The organism is Thermodesulfobacteriota bacterium, from assembly GCA_026415035.1.
In the GTDB taxonomy this organism is placed as follows: Bacteria; Desulfobacterota; BSN033; order BSN033; family UBA1163; genus RBG-16-49-23.
Map to the genome: position 1 here is coordinate 1,683 of JAOAHX010000019.1, position 24,430 is coordinate 26,112.

A 24,430-nucleotide genomic window follows, 5' to 3' on the forward strand; every position below is an offset into this window, starting at 1 on the left:
CAGGCGGCGACCAGCCAGCTTTCCTTCGGGTCAATCTGATATTCCGGTTCAAGGCGCCCGCTACGGATCAGTCTGTAAAAAAACTCGTGGGGAAAGAGACGTTCTCCCCTCCGGTCTGCCTGAAACCACTCTTCCCTTAGATAGGACTCGAGGCGTTTGATAGCTTCCTCGGGGATACAAGTATCCGTGACCCGATTTAAACCCCTCTCGAGCAACTCCAGCTCCTCCTGGGGAGAGAGGGAGCGGTAATGAGGGATCCGTACATAGGAATGGTGGGCGATTAGATTGAAGGCCTCCTCTTCCAGATTGGCGCCGGTGCAGCAGAGGCCATGGACCTTCCCTTTGCGGATCCCCTCGGCCAGGGAGACGCCAATCTCGGCCGTGCTCATCGCCCCTGCCATGGCCACCATCATGTAACCTCCCTGCTCGAGATGGAGGAGGTAGGCCTTGGCCGCATCGAGGAGGGCAGCCGAATTGAAATGGCGGAAATGGCGAATCATAAAAGAAGAGAGCGGTCCGTGATCCATCTTCACTCCCCTTAGGAAACTTTTTTCCCCAAAACGCAGTAGAAACCGGGCTCATCGATAAACCGTTCGACCTTCAATCCAAATCTCTGAAACATCGAACGCATGGAAGGCTCCTCGGGAAGATGATCGTGCATGACCGGCGGACAGGAAGCATGGTGTTTCTTAATCCCTTCGGACGATTCGAAGTGGGCAATAGCCAAAAACCCTCCAGGTTTCAGGATCCGAGAAAACCTCTCCATGGCCTTTTCCTTGTCATGAAAATGGGGGAAGGAGGAGAAGCAGATGATCGCATCGCAAGAGGCCTCCTCCACCGAGGTCTCCTCTGCCTCTTCGACGAGGAATCGGAGGTTGGCTTCCGGATGGAGCCTCCGGTTCACTTCGATCATCTTTTCCGAGTAGTCCAGTTCGATGAGGAGGCCCTTCGAAGTGATCCGTTCGAGGACGTAGGGGACCAGCACGCCGGTTCCACACCCGACATCAAGCACTCGATCCCCTGGCCTCAGAGGCAGAAGGGAGAAGAGCCGCTTAAAGTTCTCTTCATGCTTGTCGTAGCGCCCTGTTGAAGGGTCCTTATACCACATGTCCATCCACTTTTCGGCCTGCTCATCGAAGAATTGCTTTCGATTCAAATAGATTTCATCTGGAGTCATGTTGATCGAGTTCGCTCCTTTCCTTAAGTTTTCCCAAGCGGCGCTTGGGCGAAAAGAGATAGGCAGCAGCGAAAAGGGTTGTGGCCATAAGGACCACGGCCGCTCCGGACGGTAGGTCGAAGAGATAAGAAACGATAAGCCCTGAAACACAGGCGCCGATTCCAGAGGCCGCGGAAAGGATGAAAAAGTGTTTTAAATTATAGGTCAACTGAAGGGCCGTGGCCCCTGGCTGCACCAGCAGGGCGAAAATAAGAAGCCCGCCCACGGTCGTGAGGTTGGAGGACACCACCGCTCCCGTTAGAAAGAGAAGGGCATAATAAATCACCCTTTCCGGCACACCACTGGATTGGGCAAGTCGTCGTTGGAAGAGCACAGAACGGATTTCCTTAAAAAAGAGGAGGACAAACGAAACGAGGATCAGCGTTATGAGGCCCATGATGATCAAGTCGGATCCAGAGAGGCTCAGCAGACTTCCCCACATCAGATTGAGGGCGCTTGCCTTCGTCCTCGTGAGGACCCCCAGGGCAAGAAAGGCAAGCCCCATCAAAAAAGAAAAGAGGATGCCGAGGACATTTTCAAGGGCGATGTCCGTGCGGTCAGACAGGGGGCCGAGCACTGCCGCAACGATCAGGCACAGGGCCAAACCGCTTAGGAAAGGATCGAAATGGAGAAGCATCCCAAGGACGGCGCCTGCAAAAGCTGCATGAGACATGGAGACGCCAATCAGGGGCATCTTCAGAAGCACTACAAAAACAGAGAGAAGGGAACAGCTCAAACCGCAGAGCACACATGCGATGGCCGCACGCTGGAAAGGGATAACCGAAAACATTTCGATCAAATCATCAACCATAAGAAACGAATCTTTTCCCGTTCCGCTCAAACGTCTCCAAAGGATACTGGAACAACCGGCTCAGGGTCTCCCCGGACAACGCCCTGTGGATATCGCCATCAAAAACGATTCTGCCTTGATGAAGCAGCACGGCCCGGTTCACTGAGGTCGGCATCATATTAAAATCGTGCGTGACGAAGAGAAGGGTAAGGGCCTCCCGTCGGTGGATTTCGTCGATAAGGTTGAGGACTTCCTTCTGGACGGCGATGTCGAGGTTGACCGTTGGCTCATCCATGAGAAGAAGATCCGGCTCCTGAAGGATGGCTCGCGCCAGGGAAACCTTCTGCCGCTCTCCTCCTGAGAGTTGCCCCAAGGGTCGCTGGGCGAGATGGCTCATTCGCATCAACTCCAACATTGCCATGGCCTTCTCTTTCTCCCACCTTCCGGGAGAGCGAAAAAGGCCCAATCTCCCAGCGGCACCGGTCAGGACGGCCTCCAAGGCTGAGATCGGAAAGGCCGGTTCGACCTGAAATCCTTGCGGAACGTAAGCGATCCGAAGACGGGTTTTGAGGGACCGACGGTGGGTTTCAGCTTTCCCGAAGAGCTTGAGTGTCCCCTCGAACCGCTCGAATCCTGCGATGACGTTCAGGAAGGTGGTCTTCCCGGCACCGTTTGGTCCGATGATTCCCAGGGACTCGTGTGGAGAAATCTCCAACGAGATCCGGTCCAAAAGGATTCGGTTGGCCTTCCGGACCGTAACGTCCTTCAGCTCGAGGACGCTCTCTCTTTCCATAACCTCCTCAAAAAGGGTTTTCCCCCCTCCCTTTCAGGGTCGAAAGGAGAATCTCCACATTCTCCTGGAGGGTGGCAAGGTAACCCTTCTCCGAAGGAAAATTGGTCAAGACGACATGGGGAACCCCCAATGCCTCGGCGATCCCCTTGCCCGCCTCCGGTCCGGACTGAAGGTTATCCACGACCGCGACGGCCTTCTGTTCCCTCCCGATTTTGGAAAGACGGATCACTTCTCGGGCCGAGATCGATTCTGGCCTTCCATATTCTCCCACCACCCGGAACCCCATCCATTCCAGGAACCCTTTTTGCATGGAGGATGCGATCATCGCTTTTCCGGCCACGCCGGCAGTTTTCATCTTTTCCGTGAGAGCCCGCGATACCTCTTTGACTCGAAGTATCACCTCCCCTTTCCTTTTCAGGATCTCTTCCCGATCTTCCGGGAAATGCGCGACCAGCCCCTCGGCCAAAACCTCCAGCCCAAAGAGGTAAGCGTCGGGAACCATCCAGTTGCGGCCTCCCGTCTCTACCCACAACTGCGCCCTTTTACCCGAACTGACCTTGTGGAAAAAAGACATCCCCTTGAAGGAGATCAGGAGGTCTGCTTTTCCTATTTTTTCAATATCGGAGAGTTTCATATCATAGTGGCCCGGGCACTGGTCGGGCGGAAGGATGGCCTCGACGGCATACCGAATCTGCGGCAAGAGGGAGGCCGCCATGCTCGAAAGGATCGTATCGGAGGTGACGACCCAACGCCTTCCCTCTCGATCGCCTCCTTTCGAAGAAAGGGCGAAGGAGATGTCGGAAGATCCCACAAGGAACGCCAAACTCAATGTTAAAAGGGCCCACCTCTTCGAAAACGGCATTGACAATCCCTCCTTCACCTCAAGAGGAAGCCTCTTGGAAGCCCCCAGATGGCGATATCCCGATGCTCGGAAAGATCCGGTTTCCTCTCCTATTTGAACTTCAGGACCATCCCCGCAAAGGCGGTGATCCCGGGCATGGGGTAGCCTTTGTTATATTCATATTCTTTGTCCAAAAGGTTATTGACGGCTAAAAAGATTTCCGAATCGCGCAACCAGAGGGGTTGGAAATGGAAACGGTAGCTCAAACGGGCGTTGACCAGTGTGATGTCGTCCAATTTGTCGATCCGCGTTAGCGGAGTGAAGTTCAGAGTTCCACTCCTTCGGACCGTACCCTGATAGAGGTCCCTGAGGTGCTGCATATCCATATAGAGCTTGAAATGATCGAGAAAGGTCCACGCCACTCCAGCCTGAAATTGAAACCCAGGGGTGTAAGGGAGATGTTCCTGGGTGACGCCATTATTCCCGGTCGCTCTTGCTTTTAACCAGGTGGCGGCGGCGAAGAGCTCGAGATTTTTGAAAGGCGTCGTGGTACTGGTAAGTTCGAGGCCACGAATCTTGTATTGACCGATCGGGTCGTTCCATAGGGTCGGAATGGGCCCAAACATATAGGCCTGGAAACGGTCTTTCCCTTTGTCGTAGAAGGCGGTGGCTCCCAAGGTCACGATCTTAGGCCACGTGTAGCTGAGGCCCCCTTCGAAATGATTGACCACCTCCGGCTTTATCGTCTCCCAGTACTGCCTGGGATTGGTCACCGTGGAAGTGCTGACCACCAGGTTCATGACCGCTACGGGGGTGGGATAGATGACCCCTCTGGAGTACTGGAGATTGAGGCGAAGATCCTTATATCCGGTGACCACGCCGGCCTGGGAGGAGGGTTTGTCCCGAAACTCGTCGTGTTCAAAATACCGGAAGCCTACCGAGGGGATGAGATAGAACCCATCCAACCGTCCGACCATCTGGCTCACGGCCAAGTAGGGCGAGACAAGCAGGGTGTCGGGAAAATCCCACGTTCTCTTTGCCTGTCCGCCATTGATACCTGGCACGGCCCTTCCGGTGAAGGTTCGCTGAGTATTTTTCAATTCGGTGAAGTCGAGGTCTGTCCCGAGGATCATCTCCCCCCCAGGCCAGAGTTGGAGTCTTTCCCTTCCACGAACTCCGTATAGGGAGATTTCCTGTCTCGACCAGAGGCCGCCCGTACCCTGGCCATATCGACGGCCATTCGTTAACTCCTGGATGAGGTCAAAATCCGTCTCATTCCAGTAGGCCTTGAGATAACCCTGGAACTGTTTATACTCGTGATTCAGGGTCAAGGTGGTCAGGAAGTTTTCAGTGTCAAAACGTTCGGCCATGGGCCAACTTACGCCGTTGGTCGGCGTGGGTTTGACGTCCGGCATGGGAGCTTCGGTTTTACTCCTCACATAATTGGCCAGGAGTCTGAGATTCCATTCTTTGTTGAGTTGATAACCGGTGTTGGCATAGTAGCTCTGCTGCTGCCCTCTGTCCCTGTCGTGCCGGCCCTCGACTTCTGCCCAACGCTGGGGATTGCGATGCCCTTCGGTGTCCACCAAACTCTGAGACAGGTAGACATCAAAAGGTCCTTTTTTAAACCCCCCTGAGAGGCTCTCATAAAAGGTATAATAACTTCCCCCGCTGAAATGGAGAACAATTTCATGGCCCTCCTTCTTCAAATATTTTGGAAGAACATTAACCAAGGCATAGCCGCTTCCGAATTGATGGAGCTGGGGACTCTTGTAAATCTCCATCCCCCCGATGGTGGAGATGGCGATGCTATCCCCCAAGACCTGGCCGAAGATGGCCCCATAGCGAGGCACCCCATCAAATTCGATGGGAAAGTCCGCGCCCGGGTGACTGGCCCCCCGGCCACGAATATAAAGGCTGTGGCTGGTTTGGGTTCCCAAAAGATTCCAGCCGCGGAACATGACCCCTGGGACATTGCGCATCGTCGGCTGGAAATCATAAGTGTTCTGTTCCTTGATCTGTTCTTCGGTCACCAGATTGTACTGGGTGCCATACCGGGTATTCACTGGAGTGACAGGATTGCTGTAAGGCGTGCCGATGACCAGGATTTCCTCCAGCACGGTTTTCTCTTCTTTCTTTTCAACCTCCTGGGTCATTCCAGGGACGGCGGCGAGCAGGAAGAGGATACATAGCAAAAAGATTATTAAAAAGCTCTTTTTTAAGCCTTTTAAGGGCCTCCTCCTCTGCCGATCATTTTCGATACCGCGCGCTTCTGGGACCATGGTTTCAGCCTTTCTTTTCATGATATCCCCCCTTTGGTTTTTTTCTCCTTTCGCAGGAGGGATGAGGTCTTCTTGACCCATTTGGGAAGCAAATAAAAAAAGCCACCAAAGGATATCCCCTTCCTGGGGTGCGCCTTCGTGGCTCCTATCCTGCCTTCAATGGCCAAGGATCGATTTCCGATCCCTTTGGTCACGAATGGCGAAAACTGTCTTCGTTCAAGCCCGTGCGTTTTTCTTGGCCTGAATCAATTCCGTTAGAAACTCCGACCTCAAGCCCTCGACCGTGTAGTAATCCGCCTCAAGATACGTGGCGAGCTGCTGGGCGAGATCGGTTCTCATAAACCCTTTTTTATCCTCCGTATCGACCACGACAATATCGGTACGGGGATTGCCTCTGAGACAAGCGGCTACCTTTTTTATTTCGTCTCCCACCGGCAAATCGGTCAACGCCTGGTTCGCCCTTCCATCCGTGATGAGCACCAGAAGCGTCCTCGTCTCAGGAGCTTTGATCTCCATCCGACGAATCAGTTTGTAAGCCTCGAGGAGTCCGGCTGAGAGAGGGGTTTTCCCTCCAACGGGTAATTCCGTCAATTTCTTCAAAGAGAAGTTTAGGCTTTTGGTGGGGGGGAGGACCAGTTCAGCCCTGTCTCTTCGGAAGACGATCAACGAGACTTGATCTCTCTTCTGATAACAATCCATGAGCAGGGAGAGGATCGCCCCTTTCGTCTCCACCATCCTCCTGCGGGCAGCCATCGAACCCGAACCGTCCAGGACGAAGACCACCAGATGGCCCATCTTTCTCTCCCTTTGCTTGAACCGCAGATCTTCCTCGTGGATCACCAATCTATCCTTCCTCCCCCTCATGGCCTGAAAGGGCGTGGAGGCCCGGATCGTAGCATCGATGGCAATATCGTCCTTTCCCCTGAATAGGCTTTTAAGGTAACGCCCCCCTTTATCCTTTACCCGGGTCTTTGTCCTTCTACCCGAGGCCATCCGATAGATCCTGTCCTTTCTAAAAGACATCCTGCGGATTTTGAAGGCATGGCCTACCTCGAAGACCTCCTCTTTCGGTCTCAACTCCACCCCTTGAACGCTGGTGTTTTGGAGCCCCTCTGATTCTGGCTGCTCTGATCTGGTCGACTCAGGAGTTCGGCCAGGATCCTCTGAAGACCCCTGTCTTTCGTGTACCTCTGGGGGGCGCTCCTTCTGAGCCGGAGGGGGTTCTTCGACGGGTTTCATCTGTTCCAGCATTCTTACCCTGTGTGTCAGGACGAGGGGTAGGACTTCATCTACCCCTTCCTGGGTTACCTCCGGGTGTCCACAATAGGCGGCATAAGCTCGAGCGGCATAGGTCAGGTAAATATCGCCCCTGTGTCCGGGAAGAAGATTCTGCCTGCAGAGGTCAGCAATATATTCCTTCAAAGGATCGGAGATGGCAATTTGTGCAAGAGCGTTCCGAGCCGAGGCGATCTTGTGTTTGAGATGATGGTCGGGGGAAGCTTGACGGAGATGAGGCTGGAGGTCTATGCCTCCGGCCTTCCTGATGACTTCCATTCTCTGTTTTGCATCTCTCAAGCCCTGCCAGATCACACACATTCCAAATCGGTCCAGGAGGTGAGGAGATAGGTTCCCTTCCTCCGGATTCATGCTTGCGATTAGAACGAATCTGGAAGGATACTTCAAAGCAAATCCCTCCCTCTCGATGATGACTTCGCCCTTATCTTGAGCCGCCATGAGAAGAGGGAGTATTTCCGGCGGAAGCAGGTTGATGTCATCCACGTAGACCACTCCTCCGTGGGCTTTGCAGAGGAGCCCTTTCTGTAAGACTCTTTTTCCGGAGGACAGGGTCTTTTCAATGTCGATGCCGCCCATCAATCGGTCTTCGGTTATATTCAGAGGGAGTTCGACGAAGGGGGTGTCCTCGGGAAGCAACTCCTTAAAAAGCCTTGCAAGGGTCGATTTACCGCTTCCTTTCTCTCCGATGAAGAGGACCCCACCGCATCGGAAATCGATGGCATTCAGAATCAGAGATAGCTTGGCATCCGGATGTCCTACGAACTCGCTAAATCTCATCGCCCCATTTGAGAGAGGACGGCTTGAACCTGTTCGTTCCCCTTTTCGATTTCCTCGAAAGGAAGTCTTTTCAACCGATGGCGAAGGGACAACTGGGCCGCCTCCCTGATCTCCTCCGAGTCGATCGTCCTCTTTCCTTTAAAAGCTGAGAGGGCCCTTGCCGATTTCATGATGACGATGTCGGCCCTGTGGCCATCCAGATTCAAGGCCGAGGTGACCCCGACGATCTTTTCAAGAACGTCCTCCGTCACGTTGACGGCGTTTAAATTCTCCTTTGCGCTCATAATCTTTTGAGAGAGGGCTTTTTGTTCTGCCTCCCAGGCCCTGAAAAAGTCCGCCGGCCTGGAATCGAACTCAGCCCTTCTTCGCAATATCTCCATCCTCAACGCCTTGTCCTGAATCGATCTGACCTCGACACATAAACCGAATCGGTCCAGAAGCTGGGGTCTCAGCTCTCCCTCTTCCGGGTTCATCGTCCCGACCAGGATGAATTTCGAAGGATGGGTAAAAGAAACGCCCTCTCTTTCCACGGTATTGACGCCCATGGCCGCCGAGTCGAGCAGGAGATCTACGATATGGTCTTCGAGCAGGTTGACCTCATCGACATAGAGGAAATTCCTGTTGGCTCCGGCTAAAATCCCGGGTTCGAACCTCTTCTCCCCCTTCTTCAAGGCATGCTCGATGTCGAGGGACCCCACCAATCTGTCCTCTGTAACTCCGAGGGGGAGCTCCACCACCCTCATCTTTTTCTTCTCATAGTGGAGATGGCCCTCTGTCTGGATCTTCTCCTGACAGCTCTGGCAGAGGCCCTCCTTCGGATGGCAGTTAAAGGGACAATCTTTCACCCCCTCCATCTCTGGCAGAAGGTCTGCCAGCGCCCTGACCGCGGTGCTTTTCGCCGTTCCCTTCTCTCCCATGATCAGGATGCCCCCGATCGAAGGGTCGATCACATTCAAGATCAATCCTGTCTTCATCTCCTCCTGGCCGACGATGGCCGTGAAAGGGAAAATCATCCTAAGATCTCCTCCATCTTCTTCTTCCAGTACCCGACCTCCTCGGGAGTCAGAATATCGATATTTCCTCCCTGGAAGTCGCCTTTCACTTCTCCCATCCTTTCCTCTACCCAGCCTTCTATCTCCACATAGATCTGTTTCAGGGCCTCTTTTATGTCCGGCGAAGGTTCCCAGAGCCCCCGCTCCGCGGCCTCGATCAACCTTCTGGCGATCTCCTCAAGGGCCCAGGGATTGTTCTGTTCAAAGAACCTTCGATTCTCCTCATCCATCAGGAAGGTTCGAGCCACATCATCAAAAATCGCCCCATCCACGGCTCTGGAGGTTGCTTGCCATCCGTAGAGGCGACCGATTCTCTTGCTGATCTCACTTGCCCCTTTGTAACCATGTTCTTTCATCCCTTCGATCCACTTGGGGTTCAGCAGCTTGGCCCGGGCAACCCGGCGGATCTCCTCGGAGAGGGTCCGGATGGCAATCTCATTTGGGTCGCGGGTGTCCCCGTAATAATTCTTGATCTCCCTTCCTGAGATGACCTTGGCGGCATTGATCATCCCTCCATGGGCCCCGAAATAACAGCAGCAGCCGGTCAGGTCATACTCATCCGTGACCGTTTTGTTGAAGGTCAGGTCAACGAGCTTCAGGTTTTCTTTGAGGCTTTGATGGGCCGACTCTCCGAAGACCTCCTTGCCGTAAGCATATCCGTTCCAGTAGAGGAAGACATCGGCCAGGTCCTTTTCGGTCTTCCAGGCAGAGGCATAGACCGCGAGCTGGGTTCCTGCCTGATACGTGCCCGGCATGCTGCCAAAGATACGATAGGTCGCTTTCCTCATCGCCTCCGGATCGGGCTTTTCCCTCTCCAGCCTCTCCAAGGTGTGTTTACGGATGAAATTGAGGGAGGCCGGTTCTTCCAGGGCTGCCACCGTTTGGACGATTTCGTCCAGCAGTTCGATGACGTTGGGGAAATTATCCCGGGTGATCCCTGACACCCTCACCGTGATGTCGATCCGAGGCCGACCCAGTTGATCGAGGGGGATGATCTCAAATCCCTTCACCCTTCCACTTCCCTCCCAGAGGGGTCTTGCGCCCATCAGGGCCATCATCTGGGCCATCCCCTCTCCATTGGCCCACATGAGGTCAGAGCACTGCCAGTAAAAGGCAATCGTTTCAGGATAGGTTCCCTCTTCGTCCAGATACTTCTGGAGGGTTTTTTCCGCGAGGGATCGCCCGATCTCCCATGCGGCACGAGAAGGGAGGGTTTTGGGATCAAGGCCGTAGAAGTTTCTGCCCGTCGGCAACACATCGGGTCTCCCCCGGGTGATGAGTCCGGAGGGACCGGGTTCGATATAGCGGCCGTTCATTCCCGAGAGCAGGGCACCGACTTCATCCGAGTCGATAATCCTCTGGCGAATCTCGTCGATCTGGGATTGGACCTTCCTTAAGGTGCCGCGATCTGTTTCTGTGATCGGGAATCGATCGGCGAGAGCGACCCATAGGTCTCTACCCCTGACGATGTAATCCCTGCAAAGGTCTCTCGCGATCGTCTCGGCCTTCTCAGCCACGGCCTCTCCTTCCAATGGGGAAGCGCAGGAGACGATCTTCTGAACCACCGATCGGAGAGAATCTTCCCGGGTGTCATACCGGAGGATCGCATAGATGAAATCCGCGCACTCCTCCCCTTCGGGTACTCTTCCAAAGATATGCATGCCTTTTGGAATGTAGGTCTTCTTCAGAAGAGAGAGCTTTTCATGAATCTCCTGAACCTGCTCATCGAAATTGTCGTGGGTCAGGGGTGCCCCATCGAGAAGATTCAGTTGGGTTACCTTATTCATGATCATATGCATCAGGGTGTGCGATTTGTAGGGATCGCTTTGTTTGAAGCGATGGTATTCCTCAAGAAGTTTGTCAACCTCTAAGAGATCCCCATACAGATCGCCCTGGGTCATCACGGTCTGCATATGGTCGACGAGGACCGCATTGCTTCTTCTTTTGGCGATGATCCCTTCCGGAGGATTGTCGGCGTTATAGATGTAGAGGTGAGGAACGGAATCGATCCCGATGTCCGGGAAACAGCCCGAGGATAGACCGGTCCCCTTGCCGGGAAGAAATTCGAGATTGCCATGGGTACCCACATGGATGAGGACATCTGCTCCGAAATCTCTTGAAAGCCATTTATAGGTTGCCACGTACTGGTGGGGTGGGGGCACGGAGGGGTCGTGGAGGATCTTACAGACCTCCCCGTCGCATCGGGCCCCTGCACAGCCCCGCTTCGGTTGAACGCAGACCACCGCGTTTCCGTAACGGATCCCTGTCACCACGATCTTTCCATCATGCACCATCGCAGGAGGGATCCCATTCTTCCTTTCTCCGGGAGGATTCCCCCAGGCTTCGATCATCCGCCTCTGGGTCGTTTCGGGCAATTCATTGAACCATTGTAGGTATCGTTCGTTTTCGAGGAGCGCCAGAGCTCCGCCTTTTTCGACGATCTCCTCCACCGTTGTCCATCGGAATTCCGAAATGGCCTTCTTCGACATGATCTCGTCGATCAGGGCCTTTCCGTTTTCCGGTGGGAGAACCTGATATCCCTCGGCGGCCATCCTCTTTAAGAGATCGGATACAGACTCGAGGGTGTCGAGATGGGCCCCTCCTCCCACGGTCGCCTCCACACTGGCACATGGATTGTTATGGAGGATGAAGGCCACCCTCTTTTCACGGTTCGGTTTTTTTCGAAGGGCGATCCATCGGGAGACCCTCTTGGCCAATTTTTCGACGCGGTCCTCGATGGCTTCATAGGTATCCCCCATGGAATCCTCTACCCCTCGAATGGCTCCGACCAAAATAGGTTCGATCACCCCTTCAAATTCAGGCATGGCCACGCTCCAGCCCACCTGCGATCCGAGCCCTTCTCCATCGGCAAGCCATTGTTCCTTGCTTTTGTAATAGGAGATCACGGGGCAGAAAAGCGGCACGCCCATCTTCTTTAAAAGGGAGACCCCGGAAGGGGTTTCTGATTCCTTGAGGCCTCCCCGAGTGCTGGCGAGGAAGAAGGAGGTCAATTTGATGACCCCCTCGACCCTTGGGGACCGGTCTTTCAAGAAGAACCGCTCCATCACCTCCACGCCGCTCAAGTTTCCGAGATTCTGGTCCTTCAACGAGTAAAGAAAGACAGGGATCACGCCCAATCCCTGTTCTTCGAGCTTCGATACGAGAGAGCGCTCCACCTCCATATTGTTATTCACCCAGTTGGATCGAGAGTAGAGGACCCCTACGAAGGATTCGGGAAGGAAAGAGAGATATCCCCGATAGGCGGAGAGGTATTGATCGGTGTCCTCAAAGGCCGTTTCCATCCCCGGATGAAAAATGCCCTGCCAGGGGACTTCTTCCGGCCCTTCAAAATCCATCTTTTCCCCAAAGAGAAGACGGAGAAGATATTTGAACATATTGACCATGTTCTTCTTGCCGCCAAAGAGGAGATAACGATATACCTGGACCACCATTTCCGGATGGACATTCGAGAAGGCGCCGAAGGAAGGATCACTGCCGATCACGATGAGAGGGACCCTCTCTCGGGCCGGACGGAGGATTTCTTCGATCTCCTCCCAAAAAACATCATGCGTCCGGTAGAGGAGAATCAGGTCGACCTTTTCGACTTCTCCGGCGATCTTTTTGATCCACTCTCTGTTCTTGCTGATCTGTTTTGTCGAAAAACCCAAAAGGTGAAGGCCAAGGTCTTCGGCGGCCTCTTGAAGAAGAGGCAGATAAGAGGCCCACATGAGGGTCAAGACTTTCATGTCCGGTCTCCTCGCAAGGTCATTCATGGTACCTCCTGATGAGATAAGAGCCGTAGGCGAAGAAGACAAAAGCAAAGACCAAGAGGGCTATGAGGGAGACCCCCCCCTCCTGGTCGAGGGCAGTCTTTCTCATGAGGATATTGGTGTGGGTCAGGGGCATCAGATAGAGGATGGGTTTAAGGTAAAAAGGCAATTCATGGACCGGGAAGAAAGTGCCACTGAAAAAGGACATGGGAAGGATGAGAAAGTTGGAATAGGTCGATGTATCCTCATGCGATTTGGTGAGCATTCCGGTGATGATTCCGAGGCTGGCGAACAGAAAGCAGTTGAGGAGTAAAGTGGCCAGGAAGAGGAGGCTCACGGTGAACCGGGCCGAGGAAAGCAAACCCGCAAACAAGGTCAACAAGGATGCGAAGAGGCCCTTGGTCATCCCCGCTAAGACCTCACCCACCATCACCGAGGAGGGCCGGATCGGGGCCTGGATGAAGATCTGAAAGGTCTTGAAATAGAGCCGGTTCAGATTGAGGCTGCTGGCCACCCAAGTATAAGAATTGCTCATAGAGCTCATGGCGACAAGCCCGGGGATCAGGAAATCGAGATAGTTCGCGTTTCCCATCCGGACGCTTCGGCCCAAGCCGAGGCCGAAGGCGATCAGGTAGATCACGGGGATGACCATGGCGGAAAAGAGGTATCCCAATCGAAAGAGCTTCCTCCGGAAAAGGAGCATCTCCCGGAGGTAGATGGGATACCACTCCAAAAATCGGTTCATTCGAGCCGTTCTCCGGTCAACTTCACGAAGAGGTCCTCCAGATTGGCCTTCCGGATGGTGACGTTATTTTCCAGACGGCCGGCCAGGGCATGAGCGTCCGACCGGCTCTGGCAGAGATGCTGTACCAGATGGCCGTTCCCATCCACATATTCCACCACGTAAGGGCCGATTTTGGCCTTGAGATTCTCCGGGCTGTCAAGGGCGATCAGCTCCCCTTTCGACAGGATGGCCACACGCTGGCAGAGGGCCTCGGCCTCCTCGATATAATGGGTGGTGAGGACGACGGTGCGTCCGTCGATCCGGGCCTTCCGGATGAGGTCCCACATCTGGCGCCGGATCTGAGGATCGAGGCCGATGGAGGGTTCGTCTAAAAAGAGGACCTTGGGATTCGTCATCAAGGCCCTTGCGAGCAACAGACGCCTCTGCATCCCCCCAGAGAAATGGGAGACGAGGGAATCTCTCCGATCCACCAACCCCACCAGTTTTAAAAATTGGTCGATCCGGTTCCGGAGGTCTTCCACCCGATGGAGCATCCCGTAGATGAGAAGGTTCTCATGGGCCGTAAGTTCCTTGTCGAGATTGTTCTCTTGGGGCATCACCCCGATGATCTTTTTCAATTCCGCCCCATCCCGCTGCACATCGAAGCCTTCGATCCGGCAAACCCCCGAATCGGGCTTGGCCAGCGTGGTCAGACAGCGGATGAGGGTCGTCTTCCCCGCTCCGTTGGGACCCAGAAGACCGAAGACCTCACCCTTTTTGATCTCGAGGGAGAGACGGTGGAGGGCCTTTACCTGTCCATAATGTTTGGTGAGATCTCTCACTTCGATCATGCCTCGACCCTCGGATAGATGACCTTCGTTCCATTCCAATCGATGATGGAGACATCGATTCCGTAGACTTCGTGCAAACTCTTCTCGTTGATCACGGCATGGGGTTTGCCGTTGGCCAAAACCGTGCCATGATTCATCAAAATCACTTCATCGGAAAAGAGCACGGCCAGGTTTGGATCATGGAGGGTCATCAGGATGGTCAACCTCTGTTCCCGGGCCAGCTCTCTCACCTTCTTTAAGACGTTCACCTGGTTCCTGAAATCGAGGTGGGTGGTAGGCTCGTCCAGCAAAAGAATGGGGGCTTGCTGGGAAAGGGCTCGGGCGATGAGGACGAGTTGCCGCTCCCCCCCGCTGATTTTAGTATAAGGCCGTTCGCGGAGATGAACAATCCCAACCATCTCAAGGGATGCTTCACAAATCCTGTAGTCCTTGGGTGAAGGAGAGGAAAAGAGCCCGAGATGGGAAGCCCTTCCCATCAAGACCACATCCATGACCGAATAGGGAAATGGGGGATCATGTTCCTGTGGCACGACCCCGAAGATCCTCGCCCTCTCCGTGGTGGAGACCCTTGAGATATCCTTCTTTTCCAATAAGATTTCACCCTTCTGGGGTCTCCACAATCCCATCAGGCACTTAAAAAGGGTCGTCTTTCCCGATCCATTCGGTCCGAGGATGGCTGTGATGGTTCCTCCATTCACCCTGAATTCAACTTGCCGCAAAATATCTGGGTCTCTCTTCTGGTGTCTGAAATAGAGATTCCGAACCTCTAACATCTGCGACCTACTTGCCCCAGCTCTCTTTCCCCCCTCGTTTCATCAGATAGATGAAGAAGGGAGCGCCGAGGATGGCGGTGATGATTCCCACTGGAATATCGAAATTGGTGAGATTCCTTGCGATCGTATCTGCAAGGATCATGAAGGCCGCTCCTCCGGCCATGCTGAGGGGGACCAGGGTCCGATGATCAGGGCCGGTCAACATCCTGATCAGATGGGGGACCATCAACCCCACCCATCCGATAATCCCGCTCACCGAAACAGCCACGCTCACCGCCAGCGAGGAGGCCCCGATAAAGATGATCCTCTCACGCTTCACGTTGACCCCGAGCGTTTTGGCCTCCACCTCTCCCATGCTCATCACATTGAGTCTCCACCTCATCAAAAAGAGGGGGAGGAGACCTCCCAGAATCCCTATTCCGGCAACCTTGACCAGCTTCCAGTTGGCAAGGGAGAAACTGCCCATGAGCCAGAAGACAATGCTTTGGAGTTTGTGAGGATCGACGAGAAACTTGATAATGGAGACCATGGCGGTAAAAAAGGCGGAGATGATGACACCCGAGAGGATAAGGGGAAGCCTTGAAACCTCCCCCTGGGCTTTGGCGATGGTGTAGGTGAGCAGGACAGAGAGGATAGCGAAGAAAAAAGACATCAGCTGGATGGGCCACTCGACAAAGAATCCGACAGAGAGAGCACATCCAAGAGCCGCGCCGGCCGAGATGCCGAGAATGAAGGGATCGACCAGGGGATTCCGGAAGATGCCCTGAAGGGTGACTCCGGAGCCTGAAAGGGCGATCCCCACCAATCCCGCGAGGATCACCCGGGGGACCCTGATGTCGAGAAGAATCGCCTTTTCTGGAAGATCTCCAGGAAGGGAATGGGAACCCAATTGGGTCATAAAAATCTTTATAACATCGATGGTGGCGATATGAAAAGGGCCTATAAAAAGGGCGATCCATCCCGCGATCAAAGGCGAGAGGAGGATGGATAAATGAACAAGCCTCCTATTCATCAAATTTATTTAACCTCGCATAGGGGACGCCAAAGACCTTTTTATGAAACTCGTCAGAGACCCGCTCTGGGTCGACCTCCTGAAAACGTTCAGGGTAGACCTTCTTGGCCATCCAGAGGGCAACCGGCGCAAGGCGGGGCGACCACGTGGACCAATCCGGAGCCTTATACACCCTTTTCTCTTTTACTGCCTTGATGGTTCTCCACTGGGGATTGTTCAGAATGTCGGAGCTTTGGTACCTTGCATTCCCCCAGATGAAGATGACGTCAGGATCCCATCCGATGATCCTTTCCAAGGAAACATCCACATTTCTTTGAGGGATGGAGGAGGCGGGATTGGCTCCCCCGATCATCATGAAGATGTCGTTGGTGAGCCCGATCGCCCCTGCGATTGAGGTCGGCCTTCCCCCAAGCCACAAAACCTTCCTCCGCTGGTTGACGGGGATATTCGAAACCCTCTCCCTCACCAGCCTGAAGATCTCCTCCATCCGTCCGATGGTCTCTTCGATTCGTCCCTCTTTTTTAAAGAGCCTTCCATGGAGCCTCATCACCTCGTATAATTCCGCAAGGGTTTCTGGGTAGATGCTGATCACCTTCAACCCCTTCTCCTCCATAAAACGGATCGCTTCCGGCTTATAGGCCCAGGTGATCACGACATCGGGCCTTAACCTCAGGAGGGCTTCGATGTTGATGTCTATGCCGCTTCCTGCAGAGGGGATCGAACGTTCGATATCGGGCCGTGTAGCTTTCATCAGGTCGTTTTGATAGGCATGTCTGCTGATCCCGACGACATTCGTCCAGACGTCCAAAACCGGGATCAACTCATAGGAGATCAAGAATACGGCCCTTTTGACCGGGACAGAGACCGTAACGGGCCTTCCCAGCTTGTCCGAGTAGGTGATGGTAGTGGCATGAACAGCACCCACCATCACCCCCAGGAACAGCAGGCATTCTGAAATAAAGAGATACCTCTTCATCAGAACTTCACCAGAACCTCGCCGAACCAGGAGCGTCCGGGAGCCTTATAGGACCAGAAGTAGTCTTTGTCGAAGAGGTTGTCGATGGACAAGGAAAGAGTAGCAAATTTTAAAACTTTATAGGAGAGTCTGGCATCCACCACGAAGAAGGGATCGTGCGATCCATAGACCCTGTTGACCCTATCCCTGTTCTGGTCATCTGTAAATCTTTTGCTTACATACCTTCCGATCAGGCTGGCGTAGAAAGGCCCCTTTTCGAAATCTGCACCCACGTTGAACATCCGCTCGGGCACGTTGGTCAACTTCTTCCCTTCAGAGGCAGGATTGGCCTCGTTTCGCTTCATCTCCGTGTCGTTGTAGGTGAAATTGGCAAAGAGCTTCAAACCGAAATCGAACCGCTGCTCCCCCTCGAGCTCCACGCCCTTGACCTCGGCCTTCCCTGCATTGTGAAACTCCCGGTAGGTCGGAGTCACCGTCTTACGATAGATTAGGTCTTTGAGGTAGTTCTCAAAGTAGGCTGCCCTCACCCTGGCTCCCTTCCAGAGCCCCTGATCGATGCCCACATCCCAGGAAAGGGTCGTCTCGGGCTTGAGATCAGGATTTGCCGCAAAGGTCGTGCCAGCTGCACTCACCCACGTTCTATAGAGATCGTATGTGGTTGGAGAACGGAAGGCCTTGCCCCCAGAGACCCTAAGCGTCGTCCTCTCAAAGGGCTTATAGACCAGAGCCGCCTTCGGACTCCAGGAACGGGCATCCCTGGCACCGTACCTCTTAGGATAACCCGCTGTCCCCGCCTGATTCACATACCCATCGAAGGTCTCCCAACGATCAAACCGAACCCCAAGATAGGCCGTGAGATTTTCGAGGATCATGATCTCGTCCTGAAGGAAGAAGGCATAGGTCCGATCCTTCCCCTTCGACTGATAGACAAGCCTGGTCTTGGAGTCCTCGTCCTTCCAGTTGATCAGATCGTGCTCCTCGGTGTTGGCCCACCCGTACCGAAAAGAACCCCCGAAGGTGAGAAGGTTCCTCTTGAAAAGGGGAACCGTAACCTGAAGATCCCCATGGTAGTTCTGGGAAAGCGTCTCATTTCTCGTCCCAGGACCTCCGAACCGAGTGGTCGCTGCCGTCGTCCCAGGCGTCACATACCAGTTCTTCTCCACATCCTGAAGCCCCAACGAGAACTTGATCTTCAAAGGAGAGACCTCCGTCTCAAAACCAACGTTGTAATGGTTGAGCACCCTACCTCCCCCTCCCCCAATAAAGGTCCTCTCCCTGACCGTTCCATACGACCAGACCTCCGCCCCCGCGGCATTCCGAAGATAGGTAACCGGATCGTCGTAGTCATATTCGTAACGTTGCCTGAGAAAGGAGAGCCTGAGCTTTGTGACCTTTGAAAAGTCATATCCCGCCCTCACACGGAGGCTGTCGTCCCACCAGGTATTGTCGCCCCGATGACCAATGAGATAACGAATCGCTCCCTGGGTGTCCGTAGTCGGAATCCATCCGGTGATCCCCGCAGGGGGCCGGCTCGATTGGACGTTGTAATCTGTCGGATAACCATCGGTCGCCTGATAGCCATAGCTCACGAAGAAACTGAAGCCCTTGAATCGATCCCCATAGGAGAGATAGCCCTTCCAATAGTCATCCATGGCCTCGTCGCCCTTGAGGTGAGACCCATAGCCTGCCTTGAAGGTGAACTCCCTCTTCTCGGGCATCTTCGAGATGAGATGGACCACGCCTCCCATGGCATAGCCCCCATAGAGGCTCGAAAAAGGGCCCCTCACCACCTCGATCCGCTCTATGTCCTCGGGCATCAACCCTCCATAAACGACATTTCCCACATAAGCATCGTTTAAGGGAACCCCGTCCATCATCACCATCGTCCTCGCCTCTCCGGGGATGCCCCTTAAAGTGACGTTCGACAGCACATCCATCAACCCTTTTCCCCGCCTGTTGAAGACACCGGGCGTCGTGTTGAGGGCACTGTCGAGGGTCTTCACTCCTCTCTTCTCGATCTCTTCCTTCTTGATCACCGTCACGCTGGCCGGCGCGATCTCCAGCTCCTTCTCCGTCCTGGTGGCCGTGACCACCATCTCTTCAAGCTTTTCTTCCTTTTCCTCCGCCCAAACCATCCATGACCCGAACCCATTCAAAGGCAAAGCCAAAAAAATCATCATCGCCCAAAACCTTCTCATCCCAGACCTCCTGAAGTGGATTCCCCTTTCGCAGGAGGGAGGAGGCCTTCATGACCCTTTCGTAAATCTGTCTTTCCATACCGCCCCTCTTCAAGAGGGGATGCCCGGTGCAATTGGATTTTATCTCTCTTTCTGAGTGGTGATGATGCTGAAGTTCTTCGTCCCAGAGCGTCTCACCTCGTCGATCACGCCGATGAGGATCCCCACATGGGCCTCCCTGTCCGCCTTGATCTTCAGGAATTCCCTTTCCCTGTCCCGGATCTGCTCCTCGATGGCCCGCCTCAAATCCCCAAGCTCCACCCTCCGATCCATGAAGTAGATCTCCCCTCCCGAGGTGATGAAGATCGTCTTCAATGGCTCCGCCTTGACCTCCGCCGTGCTCGACTCCGGAAGCCTAATCCGTATCGCAGGCTCCTGTATCCAATGAGAAGTGAGCATGAAGAAGAGAAGCAACAGAAAGACCATGTCCACCAGGGGAGCGATGTTGATGTGGGTATGCTGATGCCTCGTCCTCTCAAACTCCATGGCCCCCCCGCCTCCCCTCCGCAAGAAACCGAAGCACAACCTCCTTCATCATCAGGGCGATCTCATCGGCCTCCTTCTCCAGATAGTGATGGCCGATGTGGATCGGGATGGCCACCAGAAGGCCCGCTGCCGTCGTGATCAAAGCCTCCCAGATTCCCCCCGCAAGCAGGGAAGGATTGACCTGAGGACTCTTCTCGATCACCATGAAGGCCTTGATCATCCCCGTCACCGTCCCAGTCAGACCCAACAAGGGCGCGATCGTGGCGATCAACCCAAGCCAGCTCAACCCCGTCTCGATCTTCCGCACCTGCCGGGTTCCAAGCAGGGATATCTCCTTCTCGTCAGGCACCCCCTTCAACCCCTCCAGGATAGGGGCTAAGATAGGCGGAACCTGCTTCTGAAGGTCTTGGAACGAAACCTCCAAGTCCCTAAATATCCTCCTGTATTGAAGAAATTTATTGACCCAAATCGCCACCCCCACAACCGAACAGAGAAGGATGGGATACATCAAAAGGCCACCCTTCAGAAATAGCTCCGCCATCAATCCCCCCGCAACTGAAACCGAATGGGCAAAAGGGCCCGACAGGCCACCGGCTTGCCATCCCGATAAGCCGGAAGAAATGTCGATTTTTGAACCGCCTCCAAAGCCGCCTCCGTAAACCCATAACCCCCGTTCTCCACCACCTCCACCGACACCAAAGCCCCCCTCTCGTCTATCGTCAACCTCAACAAGACCCGACCCTCCTTGCCCATCCTCCGGGCCATCACCGGATAGACCGGCATCACCCTCTTTAAGAACCTCGGCCCATCCCTGGCCCCAAACTCCAAATCCTGAGGGACCGGAGGTCCCACCTCTTTGACCACGGAGACAGGCTCAGGCGATTCCGCCTTGGGCATTGGATCGGCCTTCGGTGGAGGAGAGGCCTTTTCAGATACCACGGCCTCCCTGGAAGGGGCCACGGAAACAGTGACCGCAACAGAAGGGACTTCCACCACTTGCGGGACAGGGTCCCGTAGAGGATGATCCACCTTCTCGACGACCGGCCTCTCTTCGACCTTCCTGACCTCCTCAGGCCTGGGCTCCTCCTTCTTCTCTATAGTTTCCCGAACCTCCTCCTTCACCCCCAAAGGAATTTTGTAAGGCTCGATCACTTTCTGCTCAATCCTCCTCTCAACCACCCGTTGAGGTTGGATGACCCTCTTTTCCTCGGTCAGGATGTAGAGGTCCAGCTCCTCGTAACGCTCCACCAGAACCACCGAAACAGGGAGCAACATCACCAGACCGTGGAGGATGAGGGAGACGACCAGTCCGGCCCTCCTTTTTCCCACAACCTCCCCGTAAATCTTTTTACCCCAAAGGATCGCCCGACCCATGAAAAAGGAAAAGCCACGAAACCTTTCCCTTCTGGGAATCTGCCTTCGTGGCTTGAATAGGATGAACCCTCTAATGACGACCTGATTGGACCTTTAATAAAAGATCGTTTCCATCCTTGTCAAGACCAAAAAAGAGGAAAAATTTCTGGGACCATGATCTTCGAATTTTTCGAAACTTGAAAAGAGCTTTACGGAGTAGGATGGAGGGCGGGGATAACACCTCCATCGTCGAAAGATTATCGTCCCAAGATCATACCCATCAAGACAGCCATGGGGCTCACTTTCTCCCTTAAATATTTCGCTGAAACCCCAGATCCGAAAAACATCGCATTCCCTGGGGACTTCCCACCAGTGATCTTTAAAACAGTTTGAAGGGCGTCCGCAGAAGGGGCGCCAGGGGAGGATCCTATCGCTGATCGAGAAGATCGAAGCAGGGGATGCAGTAGACCTTCTCGTAGAGCCGCCGGGTGCGGGTCTCCATCACCGGTTCCTTGCAGGATTGGCAGATCAGGCTGGGCACCATCCTCGCCTTTCTCGGAGCCGGCTCCTTTGGTTGCTTCATCTCGAAGAGTTCGGAGGGATCCGACGCCATAATCCGGTTGGTCAGCTCTTCCCGAAGGGTGCGCCAGGTCTTCTCCTCCTCTTCGGTGAGCCCCTCCTCCTGGACCTTTCGATTCAGTCGCCAGAGGGTTTGTCCGGTCGCTCCGAAGACCTCCGGTCGGGTGACCAGGCGGATCGCTTGGCCGTCCCTGCGCCGATAGAAGGTAAAGGCATTCTTTCCGTAATCTTTGTGAATCAGGTTTCCTTTTCCGAAGGTGCAGCCGGTCAAAAATTGAATGGCATCCACCGCGCACATGTCGGTTTCGACCACGGCCACGACCTCCTCATCCGTGGCCTTCCCAATCTCCCTTAAAGCCACTTCTGAAGCCCTTATCCCAATGGCCAAACCCGGACAGGAGTGACCGTGAAACGCTATGGCTTTCTTAATCATCTCTGCATCGGTGCGATAGGAACCCATACTCTCTCCTTCCATCCCGAGTCGCCCTCCGCCTGGAATCTTTCCCTCCCTGCTTCGGAACTCATCGCCGTAAATAGGGGCTTTTCCTTCTCCCCCTTGGAGGAATCTTCATCTCCTCGCTTTGGGCTGCGAGGGCCTTTCGAATCACCCGAACGGCCCGAAGGACAAAGGGATGGGAAAATCCCCGTTGCTCGGAGAACATCAGGTCCAAAAGACTCGATTCCGAAGCCAAGCCCCCCGCTCGAAGAGCCCAAGCCGTTAGAGGTATTCTATAGTGGAGATCCGGTGCTTTCCGATTCATCTTCCGAAATGGCGGTTTTTTTCAAACCTGCTTTGCGGCTATCCAATTTTAATGAGAAATCTTTTATAATTTCAATTGTAAAACCCCCTTCGAAGGACCCCCCATGATTCGAGAAGAAGAACTTGCCAAAGAAGGATGGGAGAAACGGTTTACCATGGAGGAGCCGCGCATCTCCGAGATGGCCGCCCAGTACGAGGAACTCGGCTTCGAGGTGCTTGTCGAACCCCTCGATCTCGCCTCAGAGGGCTGCACCAGCTGTTTCACCGGAGACCTCAGTCGCTATAAGACCCTCTATACGCGTGTTCGGAGAGAGAAACCTTAGATATCGACCCGAGAGACAAATGTGGTAAGGCAGTTCGAAAGGGCAACATAGAAAGGATGGTCCGTGGACTCCTTGATTTTCTCGCAAAAGATCGGGACCCATGGGTTGAGAAGCTTTTTGAAAAACCTTTCCCTCGTCTCCCGGAAGGCGTTCGCCTTCTCCCGTTCTGAATCCTCCCTGGCCTCGGCTTCCTTGTAAAGCAGGTAGTACATGAACTCCAGTTCGATGGCGATATGGTCCGGAGGCTCCTTAAGTCCCTCCTCCAAGACCAATCCGGCCTCTTCGTATTGGCGGAGCACCTCGAGGGTCGAATCCCCCATCAACCTCCTCTCCCCGTCGAGGTAGACGGAGCCATAGGGGGGCGCTTTCAGCTCGTAGGGACCGACGAAGAGCCTGGCGTATTCGACCCTCAATTCCTCTTCGCTCGTCTCGAGAAGGGATCGTTCCATCTCCGAAACAAAAGGGACCGCCTCGTTACAGATCTCGCTAAGAACGGTGGCCAAATTTTTAAAGAGCCCCTCCTGAAGAAACCACTCCCTTCGAGGAAGACAAAAACAGGCCGAAAATAACCGGTAGGCCTCCCCTTGAAGTTTTTCTTTGGAAGGAGGTCGAAGTTCTTCCATCCCCCTGCTCCATCTATTAAACCCCTTGGCCCCAATAGGGGTCGAAAAAAGTATGGGGACGGCCCCTTCTGCTTCGGAGGGACTGTCCCCGTTTAGATCAAAGGATCAGCCCTTCTTTGCCTCGGCCTGGTAACTCCGGATGTAATAGACATTGGGCCGGGTGCCCTTCTCTCCCGGCTTAAGAAACTCGCCCTTGTTGTTCTTCATCTGCCTGGCCTTATACTTCTTGAGCAGCTGGCTTACCTCGCTATTCGGGTCGGCAGCATCTCCGAAGATCCTCGCCCGCGCCGGACAGGCCTCGACGCAATAGGGCAGTTCACCGTGGATCACCCGGTGTTCACAAAAGATGCACTTTTCGACGACATTGGCCCTTCTCACGCTCGCATAATCCGAATGCTTGTAAAGGGTCCGGTGGGGAGGGAGGTCTCCGGCCTTCTTGGCCACCTCTGCGCCCGAAGCGGTCAATCCCTTAAAGGCCTCCGTCGTATCCCGATAGAACCCGTGGGGTTCCCCATCGTTATAGCTGATGACGCTGTAGGCCGCTTTCGCCTTGTCGACATCCTCGACGCTGTAAGGGCAGTTCTGCTGGCAGAGCCGGCATCCGATACACCTCTCCTGGTTGTGCATGGTGATCCCGTTGTCGTGTTTATGCATGGCCTTGGGGCTGACCGGGCAGACCTTCACGCAGGGAGCGTCGGTGCAATGGTTACAGAGGACGGGGTAAATGGTATATTTGACATTGGGGAACGCCCCCTCGACCTTCGTGATGAAATCGGCCCAATTGAAGGTCTGTCCCTTCGCCTTGTCCGGCGTATTGTTCTCGGTTTTGCAGGCCAGGGCGCAGGCGCCGCAACCGACACATTTCAACAGATCTATGACCATCGCATATTGCTTCTTTGCCATCCCTCATTCCCTC

Annotated in this window: 22 protein-coding genes; 1 reads left to right on the top strand and 21 read right to left on the bottom strand. The window is 54.3% G+C overall.

The genetic code is table 11. The features are described 5' to 3' along the window. The 19 genes from N3G78_10985 to N3G78_11075 all read right to left on the bottom strand — a co-directional run. Positions 1–527: deoxyhypusine synthase family protein (locus tag N3G78_10985; protein ID MCX8118443.1), on the bottom strand; the 527-nt coding region annotated here is incomplete at its 3' end. 11 nt (positions 528–538) lie between these two features. Further along, entirely contained in the window at positions 539–1,156 is a 618-nt protein-coding gene (locus tag N3G78_10990) for a methyltransferase domain-containing protein (protein ID MCX8118444.1), read from the bottom strand. Positions 1,157–1,163: 7 nt separating this feature from the next. After that, on the bottom strand, positions 1,164–2,006 hold the full coding sequence (locus tag N3G78_10995; protein ID MCX8118445.1) for a metal ABC transporter permease: 843 nt from the start codon (positions 2,004–2,006) through the stop codon (positions 1,164–1,166). Positions 2,007–2,019: 13 nt separating this feature from the next. Then, positions 2,020–2,799 carry a metal ABC transporter ATP-binding protein gene (locus N3G78_11000; protein ID MCX8118446.1) on the bottom strand — a complete coding sequence of 260 codons (780 nt, stop codon included), beginning with the start codon at positions 2,797–2,799 and terminating at the stop codon, positions 2,020–2,022. Positions 2,800–2,806: 7 nt separating this feature from the next. Continuing rightward, positions 2,807–3,610 (bottom strand): zinc ABC transporter substrate-binding protein, encoded by an 804-nt coding sequence (locus N3G78_11005; protein MCX8118447.1) that lies wholly within the window; start codon positions 3,608–3,610, stop codon positions 2,807–2,809. A gap of 140 nt (positions 3,611–3,750) precedes the next feature. After that, a complete protein-coding gene (locus N3G78_11010; protein ID MCX8118448.1) occupies positions 3,751–5,760 on the bottom strand; it encodes a TonB-dependent receptor plug domain-containing protein in 2,010 nt (669 codons plus the stop codon). Between the two features lie 378 nt (positions 5,761–6,138). Continuing rightward, positions 6,139–7,995, bottom strand: coding sequence for an AAA family ATPase (locus tag N3G78_11015; protein MCX8118449.1), 1,857 nt, complete (start codon positions 7,993–7,995; stop codon positions 6,139–6,141). Next, complete coding sequence (locus N3G78_11020; GenBank protein ID MCX8118450.1) at positions 7,992–9,008, bottom strand: AAA family ATPase; 1,017 nt, start codon at positions 9,006–9,008, stop codon at positions 7,992–7,994. Before N3G78_11020 ends, N3G78_11015 begins: the two co-directional genes overlap by 4 nt. Then, a complete protein-coding gene (cobN, locus tag N3G78_11025; GenBank protein MCX8118451.1) occupies positions 9,005–12,793 on the bottom strand; it encodes a cobaltochelatase subunit CobN in 3,789 nt (1,262 codons plus the stop codon). Before cobN ends, N3G78_11020 begins: the two co-directional genes overlap by 4 nt. A 19-nt stretch (positions 12,794–12,812) precedes the next feature. Then, positions 12,813–13,562: an ABC transporter permease gene (locus N3G78_11030; GenBank protein ID MCX8118452.1), complete on the bottom strand. Its 750-nt coding sequence runs from the start codon at positions 13,560–13,562 to the stop codon at positions 12,813–12,815. After that, entirely contained in the window at positions 13,559–14,392 is an 834-nt protein-coding gene (locus N3G78_11035) for an ABC transporter ATP-binding protein (protein MCX8118453.1), read from the bottom strand. The genes N3G78_11030 and N3G78_11035 overlap by 4 nt, the downstream gene beginning before the upstream one ends. Continuing rightward, positions 14,389–15,165 (bottom strand): ABC transporter ATP-binding protein, encoded by a 777-nt coding sequence (locus tag N3G78_11040; protein MCX8118454.1) that lies wholly within the window; start codon positions 15,163–15,165, stop codon positions 14,389–14,391. The genes N3G78_11035 and N3G78_11040 overlap by 4 nt, the downstream gene beginning before the upstream one ends. A 7-nt stretch (positions 15,166–15,172) precedes the next feature. Continuing rightward, complete coding sequence (locus N3G78_11045; protein ID MCX8118455.1) at positions 15,173–16,177, bottom strand: iron ABC transporter permease; 1,005 nt, start codon at positions 16,175–16,177, stop codon at positions 15,173–15,175. Then, positions 16,170–17,153 carry an ABC transporter substrate-binding protein gene (locus N3G78_11050; GenBank protein ID MCX8118456.1) on the bottom strand — a complete coding sequence of 328 codons (984 nt, stop codon included), beginning with the start codon at positions 17,151–17,153 and terminating at the stop codon, positions 16,170–16,172. The genes N3G78_11045 and N3G78_11050 overlap by 8 nt, the downstream gene beginning before the upstream one ends. Next, a complete protein-coding gene (locus N3G78_11055) occupies positions 17,153–19,351 on the bottom strand; it encodes a TonB-dependent receptor (protein ID MCX8118457.1) in 2,199 nt (732 codons plus the stop codon). The genes N3G78_11050 and N3G78_11055 overlap by 1 nt, the downstream gene beginning before the upstream one ends. Positions 19,352–19,471: 120 nt before the next feature. Then, positions 19,472–19,876, bottom strand: a complete 405-nt coding sequence (locus tag N3G78_11060) for a biopolymer transporter ExbD (GenBank protein ID MCX8118458.1) — start codon at positions 19,874–19,876, stop codon at positions 19,472–19,474. After that, entirely contained in the window at positions 19,866–20,417 is a 552-nt protein-coding gene (locus N3G78_11065) for a MotA/TolQ/ExbB proton channel family protein (protein ID MCX8118459.1), read from the bottom strand. The genes N3G78_11060 and N3G78_11065 overlap by 11 nt, the downstream gene beginning before the upstream one ends. Further along, the gene (locus N3G78_11070) at positions 20,417–21,205 is read right to left on the bottom strand and encodes a TonB family protein (GenBank protein ID MCX8118460.1); all 789 of its coding nucleotides are present in this window, start codon (positions 21,203–21,205) and stop codon (positions 20,417–20,419) included. The genes N3G78_11065 and N3G78_11070 overlap by 1 nt, the downstream gene beginning before the upstream one ends. Positions 21,206–21,656: 451 nt before the next feature. Further along, the gene (locus N3G78_11075) at positions 21,657–22,283 is read right to left on the bottom strand and encodes an FmdE family protein (GenBank protein MCX8118461.1); all 627 of its coding nucleotides are present in this window, start codon (positions 22,281–22,283) and stop codon (positions 21,657–21,659) included. Positions 22,284–22,672: 389 nt separating this feature from the next. Here N3G78_11075 and N3G78_11080 point away from each other — a divergent pair, with 389 nt between their 5' ends. Then, on the top strand, positions 22,673–22,891 hold the full coding sequence (locus tag N3G78_11080) for a hypothetical protein (GenBank protein MCX8118462.1): 219 nt from the start codon (positions 22,673–22,675) through the stop codon (positions 22,889–22,891). Here N3G78_11080 and N3G78_11085 read toward each other — a convergent pair. Beyond that, the gene (locus N3G78_11085) at positions 22,888–23,514 is read right to left on the bottom strand and encodes a molecular chaperone TorD family protein (GenBank protein ID MCX8118463.1); all 627 of its coding nucleotides are present in this window, start codon (positions 23,512–23,514) and stop codon (positions 22,888–22,890) included. The genes N3G78_11080 and N3G78_11085 overlap by 4 nt on opposite strands. Positions 23,515–23,619: 105 nt before the next feature. Beyond that, complete coding sequence (locus tag N3G78_11090; protein MCX8118464.1) at positions 23,620–24,417, bottom strand: 4Fe-4S dicluster domain-containing protein; 798 nt, start codon at positions 24,415–24,417, stop codon at positions 23,620–23,622. Between the last annotated feature and the right edge of the window lie 13 nt (positions 24,418–24,430).

Bases quoted from the DNA above. Each gene is read 5' to 3' on its own strand.
- N3G78_10995 (MCX8118445.1), bottom strand. From the start codon at position 2,006: ATGTTTTCGGTTATCCCTTTCCAGCGTGCGGCCATCGCATGTGTGCTC.
- N3G78_11000 (MCX8118446.1), bottom strand. From the start codon at position 2,799: ATGGAAAGAGAGAGCGTCCTCGAGCTGAAGGACGTTACGGTCCGGAAG.
- N3G78_11015 (MCX8118449.1), bottom strand. From the start codon at position 7,995: ATGAGATTTAGCGAGTTCGTAGGACATCCGGATGCCAAGCTATCTCTG.
- N3G78_11020 (MCX8118450.1), bottom strand. From the start codon at position 9,008: ATGATTTTCCCTTTCACGGCCATCGTCGGCCAGGAGGAGATGAAGACA.
- cobN (MCX8118451.1), bottom strand. From the start codon at position 12,793: ATGAAAGTCTTGACCCTCATGTGGGCCTCTTATCTGCCTCTTCTTCAA.
- N3G78_11030 (MCX8118452.1), bottom strand. From the start codon at position 13,562: ATGAACCGATTTTTGGAGTGGTATCCCATCTACCTCCGGGAGATGCTC.
- N3G78_11035 (MCX8118453.1), bottom strand. From the start codon at position 14,392: ATGATCGAAGTGAGAGATCTCACCAAACATTATGGACAGGTAAAGGCC.
- N3G78_11040 (MCX8118454.1), bottom strand. From the start codon at position 15,165: ATGTTAGAGGTTCGGAATCTCTATTTCAGACACCAGAAGAGAGACCCA.
- N3G78_11045 (MCX8118455.1), bottom strand. From the start codon at position 16,177: ATGAATAGGAGGCTTGTTCATTTATCCATCCTCCTCTCGCCTTTGATC.
- N3G78_11050 (MCX8118456.1), bottom strand. From the start codon at position 17,153: ATGAAGAGGTATCTCTTTATTTCAGAATGCCTGCTGTTCCTGGGGGTG.
- N3G78_11055 (MCX8118457.1), bottom strand. From the start codon at position 19,351: ATGAGAAGGTTTTGGGCGATGATGATTTTTTTGGCTTTGCCTTTGAAT.
- N3G78_11060 (MCX8118458.1), bottom strand. From the start codon at position 19,876: ATGGAGTTTGAGAGGACGAGGCATCAGCATACCCACATCAACATCGCT.
- N3G78_11065 (MCX8118459.1), bottom strand. From the start codon at position 20,417: ATGGCGGAGCTATTTCTGAAGGGTGGCCTTTTGATGTATCCCATCCTT.
- N3G78_11075 (MCX8118461.1), bottom strand. From the start codon at position 22,283: ATGGAAGGAGAGAGTATGGGTTCCTATCGCACCGATGCAGAGATGATT.
- N3G78_11080 (MCX8118462.1), top strand. From the start codon at position 22,673: ATGATTCGAGAAGAAGAACTTGCCAAAGAAGGATGGGAGAAACGGTTT.
- N3G78_11085 (MCX8118463.1), bottom strand. From the start codon at position 23,514: ATGGAAGAACTTCGACCTCCTTCCAAAGAAAAACTTCAAGGGGAGGCC.
- N3G78_11090 (MCX8118464.1), bottom strand. From the start codon at position 24,417: ATGGCAAAGAAGCAATATGCGATGGTCATAGATCTGTTGAAATGTGTC.